Origin of the sequence: Methylomonas sp. MS20, from assembly GCF_050275925.1 — a bacterium.
In the GTDB taxonomy this organism is placed as follows: domain Bacteria; phylum Pseudomonadota; class Gammaproteobacteria; order Methylococcales; family Methylomonadaceae; genus Methylomonas; species Methylomonas koyamae_A.
On the sequence record NZ_CP189962.1, the window covers coordinates 2,695,200 to 2,710,529 of the forward strand.

6 protein-coding genes are annotated in these 15,330 nt (G+C 59.7%); all 6 read left to right on the top strand.

Annotated features, from left to right (window positions below):
* Positions 1-78: 78 nt before the first annotated feature.
* The 6 genes from ACQE3D_RS11885 (at position 79) to ACQE3D_RS11910 (ending at position 15,247) form a co-directional block, all read left to right on the top strand.
* Positions 79-4,962: a PAS domain S-box protein gene (locus ACQE3D_RS11885; protein ID WP_427551747.1), complete on the top strand. Its 4,884-nt coding sequence runs from the start codon at positions 79-81 to the stop codon at positions 4,960-4,962.
* A 298-nt stretch (positions 4,963-5,260) separates the two neighbouring features.
* Entirely contained in the window at positions 5,261-6,373 is a 1,113-nt protein-coding gene (locus ACQE3D_RS11890; protein WP_313727817.1) for a substrate-binding domain-containing protein, read from the top strand.
* A 7-nt stretch (positions 6,374-6,380) separates the two neighbouring features.
* On the top strand, positions 6,381-8,645 hold the full coding sequence (locus tag ACQE3D_RS11895; protein ID WP_313727816.1) for an ATP-binding protein: 2,265 nt from the start codon (positions 6,381-6,383) through the stop codon (positions 8,643-8,645).
* A 160-nt stretch (positions 8,646-8,805) separates the two neighbouring features.
* Entirely contained in the window at positions 8,806-11,289 is a 2,484-nt protein-coding gene (locus tag ACQE3D_RS11900; RefSeq protein WP_313727815.1) for a TonB-dependent siderophore receptor, read from the top strand.
* Positions 11,290-11,305: 16 nt separating this feature from the next.
* On the top strand, positions 11,306-11,923 hold the full coding sequence (locus ACQE3D_RS11905) for a YfiR family protein (protein ID WP_313727814.1): 618 nt from the start codon (positions 11,306-11,308) through the stop codon (positions 11,921-11,923).
* A gap of 9 nt (positions 11,924-11,932) precedes the next feature.
* Positions 11,933-15,247 carry a PAS domain S-box protein gene (locus ACQE3D_RS11910; RefSeq protein ID WP_313727813.1) on the top strand — a complete coding sequence of 1,105 codons (3,315 nt, stop codon included), beginning with the start codon at positions 11,933-11,935 and terminating at the stop codon, positions 15,245-15,247.
* Positions 15,248-15,330: the final 83 nt, after the last annotated feature.

A 15,330-nucleotide genomic window follows, 5' to 3' on the forward strand; every position in this document is an offset into this window, starting at 1 on the left:
GGCCTCGGCGACTCGACGCGAATCCGCCCGCGAATGGCCCCGGCTGGCGTGGACCGGGGCAACACTATCCTAATAATAATGAGCGTAACCCGCAGCCTATTTATCCGTTTGATCTGGGGCATCATCCTGATCGATATCCTCGCCGTTTCGGTGACCGCCCTAGCCTTGCGCCACGGCTATACCGCCTATCGGCAGCGCGCCGAAGTGGCCACCGATAACCTGGCCAGCGTCATCGCCCAAACGATCGAAAGCACGATCGACCAAGTCGATTTGGGTTTGCAATTGGCGGCCGAGCGGATAGAACAGCAGCTTGCCACCGGCCATCCAGATTCGGCGGCCTTGTCGGCGCACATGGCGTGGCTGCAGACCAAGCTGCCATGGGTCATCGGACTGCGGGCCACCGACGCGCGCGGCACGGTGGTGTTTGGCACCGACGTCCCCAAGCAATCGCCTCCGAGCATGGCCGATCGCCGATATTTCACCGAGCTGCGCGATCGCCCCGAGTTGGGTCTGTTTATCAATCAACCGGTCATGTCGCGGATCAACCGGACCTGGGTGATCAATTTCGCGCGCCGTTTGCGGTTGCCGAACGGCGATTTTGCCGGCGTGGTCTTCGCCAATATTTCGCTGGACAATTTTGGCAAGATGCTGGGCCGGGTCGATGTCGGCCCACACGGCGCGATCAATTTGCGCGACGCCGAGTTACGCTTGATTGCACGCTTGCCGTTTTCCGGCGACATTGCCAGCCTGATCGGTCAGCAAGACATTTCCAAGGAATTTAAACACCAACTTGCCAAGGATTCCAGGCAAGGCACTTTTTACAGTCCGCACAGTTTCGACGGGACGGCCCGGATCGTGTCGTTTCGACGAGTCGACGTCTATCCACTCTACGTCAGCGTCGGCCTCGCCGAGATCGATTATTTGGCGGAATGGCGCAAGCAAGTCTGGCAAATCGCCGGCTTGTTGTTTTTGTTCATCGCAATTTCCTGGATCGGTGCCTGGTTAATCATCCGGGCATGGCGCCAACAACAACGCATCATCGAACGTCTGGCCGCCGAAGAAGAAAAATTCCATATCGTTGCCGATTATCCCTACGACTGGGAATATTGGCTCAGCGAGAACGGCACGTTGAACTATATGTCGCCCTCTTGCAAACGGATTACCGGCTACCCGCCGGAACACTTCCTCGAGAATCCGGATCGATTGCACGACGTCGTGCATGCCGATGACCGCGATAACTATCACCTGCATCGCCACGACGCCGGACACGCCAGACCGGCCGAGCTGGATTTCCGCATCGTGCGCCGGGACGGAGAAATCCGCTGGATTTCGCACTGTTGCCAAGCGGCGTTCAGCCGCGACGGCCGTTACATCGGTCACCGGGTGTCTAACCGCGACATCACCGATCGACGCTTATTCGAACATGAGATCAATCGCTTGGCCCAAGCCGCCGACCAAAATCCGGTCGGCATTCTAATCACCGAGCGCGGCGGCACAGCCGTCTACACCAACGCCGCCTACACCCGCATCACCGGCTATCGATTCGGCGAAATCTACGGCAAAAGCCACCGCGAACTGATCGCCTCCGAGATGACCGAAGCCGAATTCGCCGATAGTTTGAAGACGGTCAAGGCCGGCCGGCTTTGGCAGGCCGAACTGCGCAACCGCCACAAAAACGGCGAATTGCGTTGGGAACAGATCATTGCCTCGCCGATCTTCGACAGCGAATTCAAGGTCGGCAACTTTCTCTATCTGCGCACCGATATTTCCGAGCAAAAAACCCTCCGCCAGCAACTGCAACTACTGAACGACGCGATGGATCAAGTCGGCGAAACCGTGTTCTTGATGGCCGAAAACGCCGCCGACTTTTTGTACGTCAACCAAAGCGCCACCAGCGTGCTGGGTTACAGCCGCGAAGAGATGCTAGGCCACGTCACGGTATTCGACATCGATCCGGACTGGTCGCCGACCAGACTGACCGAATTTTGGCCGCGATTGCGCAACGAACGCCAAATTCGTTTCGAGACCAGCCATCTGACCAAGGACGGCCGAACCATCCCGGTCGAAATTACCGCCAATTTCGTCGAATACGCCGGCCAGGCCTACAATTTGGCGATCTGCCGCGACATCAGCGAACGCCAGCGTAACGAAGATGAATTGCGGCGCTTGAATCGGGAGCTGCAAGCAATCGGCAGTTGCAATCAAATCTTGCTGCGCGCGGACACCGAACAAACCCTGCTCGACGAAGTGTGCCGGATCGTCTGCGAACAGGCCGGTTACCGAATGGCTTGGGTCGGGTTTTTGATGCGCGACGCCGAGCAAACAGTCCAACCGGTGGCTTGGGCCGGTGCTGAACTTGGCTATTTGCGCAACGCCAAATTGTCCTGGGGCGATAACGAACGAGGACAAGGGCCTTGCGGTCTAGCCGTTCGCTCCGGACAAGTGGTGTATATAGAGGACATTGCCGGCGATCCGCTGATGGCGACTTGGCGGCAAGCGTGTTTGCGTCGCGATTACCGGTCCTGCATCGCGTTGCCGCTGAAGGACACCGGTAATGTCGTCTTCGGGATCGTGTTGATTTATGCCGATCGGGTGGGCAGTATCACCTCGGCCGAAATACGTCTGTTAGGCGAATTGGCCAACGATTTGGCGTTCGGGATCAGCGTGCTGCGGGCCAGGTCGGAACGTCAACAGATCGAATCCAAATTGCACGATTCCGAAGAGCGCCTGAGGCTGACGCTGGAAGCGACTCAAATCGGCATTTGGGATTGGGATATCGAGAACGACCTCTGGTACGCTTCGCCCGCCTATTTCACGATGCTGGGTTATCAGCCCGAGACCGGTCCCGGCGATCGCCAGGAATGGATAGCGCGGCTACACCCCGACGATCGCGCCCGAGTCCTCGGTAAAATCGAAAGCGTGCTGATCGACGGCTTCCTGGAATATCAATACGAAGCCCGCCTCCGTCATGCCGACGGTCAATACCGTTGGCAGCAAGTGCGCGGTTTCGGAATACGCCGAGATAGTCACGGCAAGGTCACCCGTGTGCTCGGCACGCGGATGGACATACACGAACGCAAACTGGCCGAACAGGCCATGCGCGAAAGCGAAGCCAAATACCGGCGCATTGTCGATACCGCCACCGAAGGCATCTGGGTGGTGGGCCCGGACGGCCTGACCAACTTCGTCAACGGCCGGATGGCGGAACTGGTCGGTTACCGGGCCGAAGAACTGAACGGCCGGCCGATGAGCGATTTCATGCCGGCCGAAGACGCCGACGATCACTTAGAAAAACTTCGCCGCCGGCGCGCCGGTATCACCGAGAACTACGAGCGGCGTTTCCTGACGCGGCGGGGCCAGTTCATTTGGGCGCAAGTGTCGGCGGCCCCAATTTTCGACGACGACGGCGTATTCCAAGGTTCGTTGGCAATGGTCACCGACATTAGCGAGCGTAAGCGTAACGAGGAAGAACTGCGGCGCTATAAAGACCATCTCGAAGACACGGTTCTGCAACGCACCGCCGAGTTGTTGGAAGCCCGCGATGCCGCCGAAGCCGCGAATAAAGCCAAAAGCGTGTTTCTGGCGAATATGAGCCACGAGCTGCGCACGCCGCTCAACGCGATCCTGGGCTTTTCCGGACTGATGCGTACCGACGCGCAATTGACCGACAATCAACGGGATAACCTGGACATCATCAACCGCAGCGGCGCGCATTTATTGAACTTGATCAACGATGTGTTGGAAATGGCCAAAATCGAGGCAGGCCACTTGCAAGTCGAAATAGCCCCGTTCGATTTAGGCGGCTTGGTTCGCGATGTGACCGAACTGATGCAAGTTCGCGCCGAGGAAAAAGGTCTGCGCCTGACGCTGGATCAATCGTCGGAATTTCCGCGTTACATCAAGAGCGACGAATCGCGCTTGCGGCAAATCCTGATCAACTTGATCAATAACGCCATCAAATTCACCGAACAAGGCGGCGTCACGGTGAGGCTAGGGGTTAAGGAAAACGCCCGCCACCATCTGATCATCGAGGTGGAAGACTCCGGGGCCGGCATCGCGCCGCAAGATCGCCAGCGCCTATTCGAACCCTTCGTCCAGCTCGCCGACAGCCGCTTGCCGCAGAGCGGCACGGGCCTCGGCTTGGCGATCACCCGCCAATTCGTCGAAATGCTGCACGGCCGGATCGAGGTCGACAGCCAACCCGGCAAAGGTTCGCTATTTCGGATCGAATTACCGGTCGAGTTGTCGGATACCGTCGACATACCCAGCCAACACGCCGACAAGCTCGGACCGATCGTCGGCTTAGAGCCAGGGCAGCCGCGCTACCGCATCCTAATCGTCGAAGACCAACCGGAAAACCAGTCCTTGCTCAGTCGCTTGATGCACACCCTGGATTTGCCGGTCAAAATAGCCGAAAACGGCAAGCAAGGCGTCGAGCTATTCGAAACCTGGCAGCCGGATTTGATCTGGATGGATAGACGCATGCCGGAAATGGACGGTATCGAGGCGACGCTACGCATCCGCCGCTTACCGGGCGGCGATAAAGTGAAAATCGTGGCCGTGACCGCCTCGGCCTTCAAGGAACAACAGCGGGAAATGCTGGACGCCGGCATGGACGACTTCATCCGCAAGCCCTACCGGTTCGAGGAAATTTACGACTGCCTAGCCAGGCAATTGGGGGTGAAATACGTTTACCTCGGCGCGCCACCGCGAAACACGCCAATCGACAACGAACCCGACCTCGAACGCTTGGCGGCGCTGCCGGCACCGCTAAGATTCAATCTGCGCGCGGCCGTGGAAAGCCTGGATGCCGCGCGCATCGCCGCCGCGATCGGCGAAATCGCCGAAGTTGCTCCCGACTTGGCGCAAACTCTGAGCCGATGCGCCGACTATTTCGAGTATCCGACGATATTGACCGCGCTGGATCGCTGCACGGCCTTAATCCGGGCGCCAAACAGCTAGCCGAGTGGCTTTCCCTAACATTCCGGTATTGAAACAACCCGTGACCGATAAATGTGTCGGATCGCCGCGATGCTCAAACCGGCGCGTCGCGCCATCACCGCTGCGGCGCGATGGCGCAAAGGCTACAATTGCAGCCGAGTCCAAGTTGTCGCAAAGCGGACAGGTACCCCATAACGCTAAACCGTCGCCACCAGGACCGCTGAAGCCAACGCCGACCCTAGTCCGCCGCGACCGGCCGGCGGCGGCGATTTCAGTATTAACCCGAAATGGGCAACGCCCAGACGGAGGATATTTAACAATGTTTGCGCCAAGCTTACGATGGGTCGGTGCCTGGGTTTTGGGGCTGACCTGCGCCTGCCTGCCCTGCACGCCGTCAATAGCCGACGACAAGCCTGCAACGACTGAAGCGGAATCAGCATCGAACGCCTCGTCGTTCGACACCGCATGGGGCGGCGCCCGGAACGGCCCGCCGGCGCGCATCGGGGCGCGGGTGGCGATCGTCTGCGAAGACTTGCGCAATGGCGGGGTACTCGGCGTCACCCGGGGCATCCGCGAGGCGGCGGGCGAAATCGGCTGGCAAACGAAAATATTCGACGCGGGCGGCAACCCGGCCGGACGCGACCGGGCCTTGACCGCCGCCAACGCGCAGCAGCCGGACGGCGTGATCGTGGTCGGCACCGACGCCCGCGCTATCGGCGCCGGACTGGCGCCATTCGCCGAGCGCGGTATCCCGGTGGTCGGCTGGCACGTCGATCTCAAGGCCGGCGCGCTGGATAAAGGCCCTATCGCGATAAACGTGTCCAGCGACCCGCTGGAAGTTGCCCGCGTGACCGCCGCAGCCGCCGTTTCGGACGCGCGCGGCGCCGGTGTGGTGATCGTCACCGACAGCAACTTCGACATTGCCCTAGCCAAGGCCGAAGCAATGGCCATCGTTGTGCGACGTTGCGCGGAATGCAAGTTGCTGGAAATCCGGGACATCGCGATTTCCACGGCGGCCGAAACGATGCCGAAAATCACCCGCGAATGGTTGGCGCGCCACGGCACCGGCCTGACTCACCTATTGGCGATCAACGATATTTATTTCGACTACGCGGTGCCGGAACTCACCCAATCCGGTCGGTCCAGTGCCAGTATCGCCTTGCTGTCGGCCGGCGACGGCAGCCCCGCCGCCTTTCTGCGTATCCGCGCCGGCGCCTTTCAAACCGCCACCGCCGCCGAGCCGCTGAATCTGCAAGGCTGGCAGCTAATCGACGAATTGAACCGGCTACTGTCCGGCCAAGCGGTCACCGGCTACGTGGTTCCGGTACATCTGGTCACGGCCGCGAATATCGCGTCGGAAGGCGCGCCCGACCTGCTGTATGATCCGAACAATGGTTACCGGGAAATTTTCCGGCACATTTGGAAACCTTGAAACCGACATGAGCCTGTCACGCCGTTATCTGCCCCGTACGCTACGCCGGCAATTTCTGTTCACATTGGCCGCGCTGGCGGCCTTAATTCTGGCCGGCGGCCTGACCGCGGTCCATGCCTTGCGCGGCTCGGCGAACACCGTCGCCTGGCTGGCGGAGGAACGCTTGGAAAGCCTGCGGCAAGCGCAACAGATGGTCGACCAGACCTTGCAGATCGAACGCGCCTCCTACCAATTGGCAAGGACCGGCGCACTCGCCCCAATGCGGGCGAGTTACGCCGATATTGCCAAGCGCATGGAAATCTTCGATGTGTTGGTGGACAAACTGGCCGCCGGCGGCGAAGACGCCGCGTTGCTGGATTTGCGGCAAGCCAGTCAATTGTTTCGCAATACCGCGAATGTCGTCGCGCAGTTGCGGGAAAGCGCCGTGCGCGAATCCCTGGCGCCCCAAGACGCAGCCGACAGCGCCGCCCGCCATCGCGTGGAACAGGAATTCGACGAGGAGCTCCGCCGCCAGGCCACCGCGATGGTAGACGCCGCCCGGACCTTGAACGATCAATACACCGAAGCCTACCGGAACAGCGTGAGGGAGCTGTGGCAAACCGCCCGCGACAAGGAACATTGGGTGGAAATCCTGCTGGCCGGCAGCTTGCTGCTGGCCTGGATGATCGCCCAAGTTTTCGTCGGCCGGCACGTGCTGGCGCGTCTGCAACACATTAGTCGCCAATTACGCGAAGACAATCCCGACAACGCGACCGGGAGTACGCCGCGATCCGACCTCGACGAAATCGATGAGATGGCCCAGGCCGTGGCGCAATTTCGCGAGGATAGGCGACAACTGGCGCTACGCACCGAGGAATTGGCGCGCGCCCGCGACGCGGCCGAATCGGCCAACAAAGCCAAGAGCGCGTTTCTCGCCAATATGAGCCACGAACTGCGTACGCCCTTGAGCGCGATTTTGGGCTTTTCCAGCATGTTGCGCGACGATCCCGAACTGAGCGAAAGCCAGTTGGAAAGTCTGGACATCATTAATCGTAGCGGCGAGCACCTGCTGGATTTGATCAACGATGTGCTGGAAATCGCCAAGATCGAGGCTGGTCAACTTAAATTGACGGTCGCGCCGTTCGACCTCGGCGGCCTGGTCAGAGACGTGACCGACATGATGCAAGCACGGGCGTCAGCCAAAGGTTTACGGCTCGGCGTGGATCAATCTTCCGAGTTTCCCCGTTTCATCAAGGCCGACCAAGCTCGGCTCCGCCAGATATTGGTGAATCTGATCGGCAACGCGCTGAAGTTCACCCCAGCAGGCGGTGTGACGGTAAGGCTGGCGACGCTGGAAAACCACCGCCAGCACTTGCTGATGACGGTCGAAGACACCGGACCCGGCATTGCCCCGGAGGATCAACAACGCTTGTTCGAACCGTTCGTGCAGTTGGCGGATAACGGCGATCAAAAAGGCACCGGACTTGGCTTGGCCATTACCCGACAATTCGTCGAATTGATGGGAGGCCGAATCTCGGTGACCAGCACGCCCGGCAAGGGCTCGCTATTTTCCGTCGACGTGCCGGTCGAACTAGTGGCGGATGAGGCATTTCCGGTAAGCATTACCCCCAGATCGGGGTCGGCGATCCGCCTGGCGCCTGGCCAACCGACTTATCGAATCTTGATCGCCGACGACCAAATCGAAAACCAGATTCTACTCCGGCAATTGATGAACCGTCTTGGCCTGGAAACCCGAATTGCGGGCAACGGCCAACAGTGTTTGGATCTCTGTCGGGACTGGCAACCCGATCTGATTTGGATGGATAGACGGATGCCGGTGCTGGACGGCGTCGAGGCGACCCGGCAAATCCGCCGCCTACCAGGCGGCAACCGGATCAAGATTATCGCCGTTACCGCTTCCGCCTTCCGGGAAGAACAGCAGGAAATGCTCGACGCCGGCATGGACGACTTCATTCCCAAGCCTTATCGCTTCCAGGAAATTTACGATTGCTTGGCCAGGCATTTGGGTGTCGATTTCGTTGACGACCGTTTATCGAATATGGTTGAACCTCCCGCCAACGCTCCGATCGAGGACTCGCTGGCCGACTTGCCGGCGCCGTTGCGCCTATCGCTGCGGCAGGCACTGGAGAGCCTGGACGCTGCCCAAATAGCGGCGGCGATAAGTCAAATCGGCGTCGGACACGCCGCGCTGGCGGAGCGGCTGGCCGCATTGGCGGTGAATTTCGACTATCCGGGCATTTTGAAACTCCTGGAAACCGCGGACCTCGACTAACCGGCGGCACGCTACGCGGCCGCGTCGCCGCCAGCTCGGCTAGCCTAACTTGAATATTCGCGTGGTTTTCGACCTATCGGCTATGCTTATCGGCTAACGTAAGTGGCGTGGTGACGCTGAAAATCCGTATGCGGTTTAACGAATTTTCCGGGGGCTTCGAATGAAAGCAGGTAAGCATGACGCCGACTTAACGGCGATTGCCAAACTGGCGTTAGCGCTGAGTTTGTCGCAGTTGGCTTCGCTTGCGAGCGCGAACGAACCTGAGGACACCGCAATCTCGCCCGCTAAACCGGCCAGCGCCACCCAGCCCGATTCGGCCCCCTCAAACTCCAACGCTCTCGAAAGCCTAAGCGAAGCGCTAGCCGCCGTCGACGAATTCAACGGCCCGTTAAAGGATGTCGCGGACATGGACATTGACGAGCTGGTCAAGGTCAAGGTCTCGCCCTTCGAAGTGTCCAGCGAGCTCGATAGCGGTTACCGGGCTTCCTACTCGGTGTCCGGCTCGCGTTTCGACGCGCCGATTCGCGAATTGCCTTTCGCGATCCAAAGCTTTACCGAAGCCTTTATCAAGGATCAACGGCCTCGCGAGATTTTCGACATCGCCCGCTATTCTCCCGGCGTCACCTATCGGAGCAACGATTTCAACGAAGGTAACGCGAATCTGGCGATCCGCGGCTTTACCGTTGGCTCGTTGGCCGGCGGCAATATTCAGACCTTGCGGGACGGGGTGCATGGTCCGTCGATTCTGGATTTCACGAATGTGTCGCGAGTGGAAGTCGTCAAGGGGCCGGCCTCGTTTCTGTACGGGCAAGTCGCGCCGGGCGGTATCGTCAACGTCATCACCAAAACGCCTCGGCGCCAATTCGCGGCGAATGCCGCCGCCCGTTACGGTTCCTACGGCCAATACCGCTTTGAAACCGATGTAACCGGGCCGGCCTCGAAAACTCTGTTCTACCGAATGGCGGCCTCTCACGACCAAGATTTGCACTATTGGGAGCCTTACGACGCCCATGCCTGGAATATTTCGCCATCCCTGCTTTGGCAGCCCATCGACCGCTTCAGCCTATCGCTGAAATACGAGCGGTTCGAAAAGATCGAAGCGCCGCAATTAATGCAAAAGCCCGGTTACGGTACTTGGACCGGCATCATGCCCAGTGCAACCGATCCCAACCGATCCGGCGTCGACGTGCCGGGCCTGCCTGACACCTGGAACGGCATGGCCTACAGCGATTATCGCCATAGCAATACCCATAACCTCAGCACCTGGCTAGACTTCAAAGCCGACGAACACTGGAATTTGCGGGCAGGCTATTCCCATATGGAATACGACGTGGATGCATTGGCCACCGGCAATTTCGGCATGGCGAACAACGTCACGACCTTACAGGGGCGGCGGGTTCGCCATCAGGTCTACAGCAACCGCGACGACACGATCGAACTGCAAGGCGTCGGCCGTTACGATTTGGGCTTCGCCAGTCTGCGCCTGTTGTTCGGTGGGCAGTACGTGGACCGCAATTTTCACCGCTGGGCCGGTCAGGCGCCCAACGATCCAAGCCTCGGCGGCAATCCGACCGCGTCGCCGCTGCCGCTATGGGATTTGAGCGATCCCTCGACCTGGAATCGCCACACCTCGATCGGCTTGTCGGGATTGACAGCTTCCCGGTTCGACCAAAACCTCAACGCGGCGGATAAGTCGGTTTACGGCGGCTCGACCTTCGGATTTTTCGGAGATCGCTTACTGGTGCTGACCGGCTGGCGTTGGACCGAGACCGAAAGCCGGCTTAGCGACGTCTTGAACCAGCGGTCGCAGCCGCGGGTTAGCGCCAGCCGAGTGACGCCACAGTACGGGCTGTTGTACAAATTGACGCGGGAATGGTCCTGGTTCGCCAGCTATGCCGAATCCTTCGTCCCCGGCACATTTTCCATCAACCGTCTTGACGGCGGCACAGCCATTCCGGACCCCAGCGAGGGCCGTGGCTACGACGTCGGCATCAAAGCGGAATGGCTCGACGGCCGCCTGTCCAGCACCTTGAGCTACTTCGACATCGAAAATAAAAACATCGTCAACGACTTGGCCGTTACCGACGCCAACGGCGTCGTGACGATCTACGGCGTACAGACCGGCAAGCAAACTTCGCGCGGCATTGAATGGGATGCCACCGCCCAATTGACCGAGCAATGGCAGCTCTATCTATCCTATACCTATATGGATGCCAAGATTACCGAGTTCACCGGCCGGGACGATGCCATCCTGGCTCAGAACCCCGATACGCTGGACGCCACCGGCCTAGCGTATTACAAGAATGCGCTGCGATTTCATAACGCGCCGCTGCAAATGAGCGCGCCGCATCTTGCCAATCTATGGACGCGTTACGACTTCAAGGCCGACGCCTGGCGCGGCTTGCATATCGGTGGCGGCTTCAATTTCGTCTACGATCAAACCTTGTTATCGGATACCCCAAGCTCGGACCGGCAAACCTATCTGCTGTTGAACGCGTTGATCGGCTATAGCTGGCGAATCGGCGAACACGAACTGAGCGTGGATTTCATGGGGAAAAATCTGCTCGACGAACAATATCGTCCCTCGCAAAGCAGCCGCGGCCGGCCGCGCGAGCTGACGATCAGTTTCTCCGTCAAGTTTTGATGGCGGCACCTGAACCATGAAACACGCCGACCTCGCCTGTTTCGACGCCACCCCGCGACTCAATCGGCGTTCCCGGCGCCGCTTGGGCATCGCGGCACTGTTGCTGGGTATGTTGGTTCCGGCGGTGAATGCCGACCCGACGCCGGGGCAGAGCAGCGCGATTCGCGTCAAAGCCGCGTTTTTACGCAATTTCGCCCGCTACGTCACTTGGCCGGAGCCGGTTTCCCCCAGCGTCGATAGGCCTTGGTGCATCGCGGTGTTGGGCCCGGACCCGTTCGGCGAGGTACTGGAAACCAGCGTCAAGGATAGAAGCGAGCAAGGTCACGCGTTTGAAATCGTTCGAGCGGAACGCACGGTGGATTTGCCTATCTGCCATATCGTCTTTGTTGCGTACACCGACATTACGCTTCGCCACGCCGCGTTGGCCGAGCTGAAACGAAAACCGGTACTGACGGTCGGCGATGCGGAAGACTTTATTGCGGATGGCGGCGTTATCCGCTTTAAAGTCGACGAGCGGGTCGGCATGACCATTAATCTCGATCAAGCCCGCGCCGTTTCGCTGACGATTCAAACCAAGCTGCTGGAAGTCTCCAACGAAATCTTGATCAACGGTATTTTTCGCCGGGTACGCTAAGCGATGACGATGCCATCCAACATCCAAGGCCGGCTGGTACTGATTCTGTGGGGCAGCGCCCTGCTGGCGTTTCTGTTGGCAGGCGCCGGCTTGGCAATGTTTCAAAACCTGACGCGGGAGCAAAGAGCCGCGCAAATCATCGAACCCTACGCGCGAATGATCGCGGTTGGCACCGATACAGCCATCGCCTTCGAAGATCCGACGCGTGCGCAGGAAATCCTCGACACCTTAAAATCCAATCCGCAAATTCAAGCGGCGGCGATCGTGTTGGACAACGGCCGGGTGTTGGCGAGTTTCGAGCGTTTGCCGCAAAGCTCTCTAGCGCGGGCACTTCCCGAAAAGGACGGGATTTTCGTGAATCGCGAGCGCGCCGACTGGTTGCAAACCTTATCCAGCGGCGCCAGGCTGTATCTGGCCATGAGTATGGCGGCCATCGAGCAGCAAACCCGCGAAATCTTCGCTTTATTCGGCGGCGGCGTGCTGGTGCTGCTGATCGCCACGATAGGCCAACAACTGATGCTGAAGCGCGCCATCGTCGCGCCGATCGCCGCACTGACCGACGCAAGCGAACGGGTGAGGTTCTCGGCCGATTACCGCCACCGCGTGCCGGCCGGCGGCGCCGAGGAACTGGCGCGCTTGGGACAAAACTTCAACGCGATGATGGCGGCAATCCAGGAACGCGAGCAGGCATTGCGCCATGCCAACGTGTTCCAACACACGATATTGCAAAACATCGCCCACGGTATCATCTCCACATCCCCGGACGGCACCGTCACCAGTTTCAATCCGGCCGCCGAGCGTTTACTGGGTTATGCCGCAAGCGAAGTCGTCGGCCGCGCGACACCCGCGCTTTGGCACGACGGCGAGGAAATCGCCCGCTACGCTCGCGAGCTTTCCGCGGAACTCGGAGTAACCCTATCGCCGGGCTTCGAGGTATTCACCGCCAAGCCGATGCGTCATCAACCGGAGGAACGCGAATGGACCTTCATCCGTAAGAACGGGCAACGGATTCCGGTGTATTTGTCGATTACCGCTTTGCGCGACGATGCCGGACGGATCGGCGGCTTCGTCGGCCTGACCTACGACCTTTCCGAACGCAAGCAAACCCAGCAACGCCTGCACTTGCTGAGCTTTGCGCTGGATCGAGTCGAGGAGACGATATTGTTGATGGGCGAGAACGACCCGCGTTTTTTGTATGCCAATCTAAGTACGGTGCGCACCCTGGGCTATAGCCGCGAAGAACTCACCGGCGGCATGAGCCTATTCGACATCATCCCGGATTGGACCGACGCGATGTGGGCGAGCTTCCGGCGGGAACTGAGCGAGCGGCGGCGCGCGCAATTCGAAACCCAGCATCAACGCCGGGACGGCCGACGCTTTCCGGTGGAAGTGACGGCCAATGTGTTCGAATTCGCCGGCCAAATCTACAACTTGGTCATTTGCCGGGACGTTAGCGAATGCAAGCAAGCCGAGGCGGCCCTGGCGAAAAGGGTGCGCGAGTTTCGCACGCTGACCGAGAACCATCCCGACGGCATCGTACGCTTCGACACCCTGGGCCGCCATCTGTACATCAATGCGGCGGCCGCGCGCAGCTCGGGAACTGCCGGAATGTCGCCGATCGGCAAGACCGTATGCGAATTGCCGATACCGGGCAATCCGGACCTGACGCAACCATTGCTGAACGCCGTGTTGGGGGTTGTCGGCAGCGGCGCGCCGAATTTGATGGAATTTACCTGGCCGACCGGACGTACCACCGAAATTCGCCATATTCCGGAACTCGGCGAACATGGCGAGGTAGCCAGCGTGCTGGCGATCGCCCGCGATGTTACCGAGCGCAAGCGTATCGAGGCGGAGCTGGACCAATATAAGCTACAACTGGAAGACACCGTGCGGCGCCGCACCGACGAATTGCGGCTGGCCCGCGACGCGGCGGAAGCCGCCAACAAGGCCAAAAGCGTATTCCTAGCCAATATGAGCCACGAATTGCGGACGCCGCTCAACGCGATCTTGGGTTTCTCCGGCATGATGCGCCACGACCCGCAGATCACCGAGCATCAGGCGGAGAGCTTGGATATCATCAATCGTAGCGGCGAGCATTTGCTCAATCTGATCAACGACGTACTGGAAGTCGCGAAAATAGAAGCGGGCCGCCTGCAACTGGACATCGCCGCGTTCGATTTATACGCGCTGGTCAAGGACGTCACCGAGATGATGCGCATCCGGGCTCGCGAAAAAGGTTTGTCGCTGGTGCTCGAGCAAGCCGACGAATGCCCTCGCTACGTCAGTTCCGACGAAGCCCGCATCCGCCAGATATTAATCAATCTGATCAACAACGCCGTGAAATTTACCGAGCACGGACACGTCACGCTGCGGATGGGGATCAAACACAACGCCAAACATCATTTGCTTATCGAGGTGGAGGACAGCGGCCCCGGCATCGCGGCGGAAGATCAATCGCGCTTGTTCGAACCCTTCGTACAGTTGGCCGACGGCGTCTCTCAACAAGGGACCGGCTTGGGACTGACGATTACCCGCCAATTCGTCCGGATGCTGGGCGGCGACATTCGCGTTAAAAGCGAATTGGGCCAAGGCTCGCTGTTTCGAGTGGAGTTACCGGTGGCGCTGGCCGGCGCGGAGGGTATTACCGAGTTATCCTCCGCTTCCGGCGGCAAGGTGATCGGCCTGGCCGGCGGTCAACCCCGTTACCGGATACTGATCGCCGAGGATCAGCACGAAAACCGCTTGCTGCTGGGACGCTTGATGACCGGCTTGGGCCTGGACACGAAATTCGCAGAGAATGGCCGGGATTGTGTAACGCTATTCGAAAACTGGCATCCGGACTTGATTTGGATGGACCGGCGCATGCCGGTGATGGACGGCATCGAGGCCACCCAGCGGATTCGGCAAGCGCCGGGAGGACGACACGTTAAAATTATCGCGGTCACCGCGTCGGCGTTTCAGGAACAGCAGCAGGAAATGTTGGACGCCGGCATGGACGACGTGATCCGTAAGCCTTACCAGTTCGCGGAAATATACGACTGCCTGGCGCGGCAGCTGGGACTGAGCTATCGCTACGCCAGCGAGGCGCCGGCCACCGCCGCGCCGGCCGTGGATACCGACGCGCTGGCGGCGCTTCCGGCCGAATTGCGCAATCGGCTGACCGACGCCTTGGAAAACCTGAACAGCGAAGCGGTCGCCGCGCTGATCGCCGAAATCGCCTTGCTAGACCCAAGCCTGGCGGTCGCGTTGTCCGGCGTGGCCGACCAATTCAATTATCAAGCGTTGCTCGGATATCTGGATGCCGCTAAGCGGAAGAACGGCTAGATCGGCGCCGGTCCACCAATGGCTATATTCTGGCCATTCAACGAACGCTCGACGCAAGATGGCGCACTATGATTAACGATCCG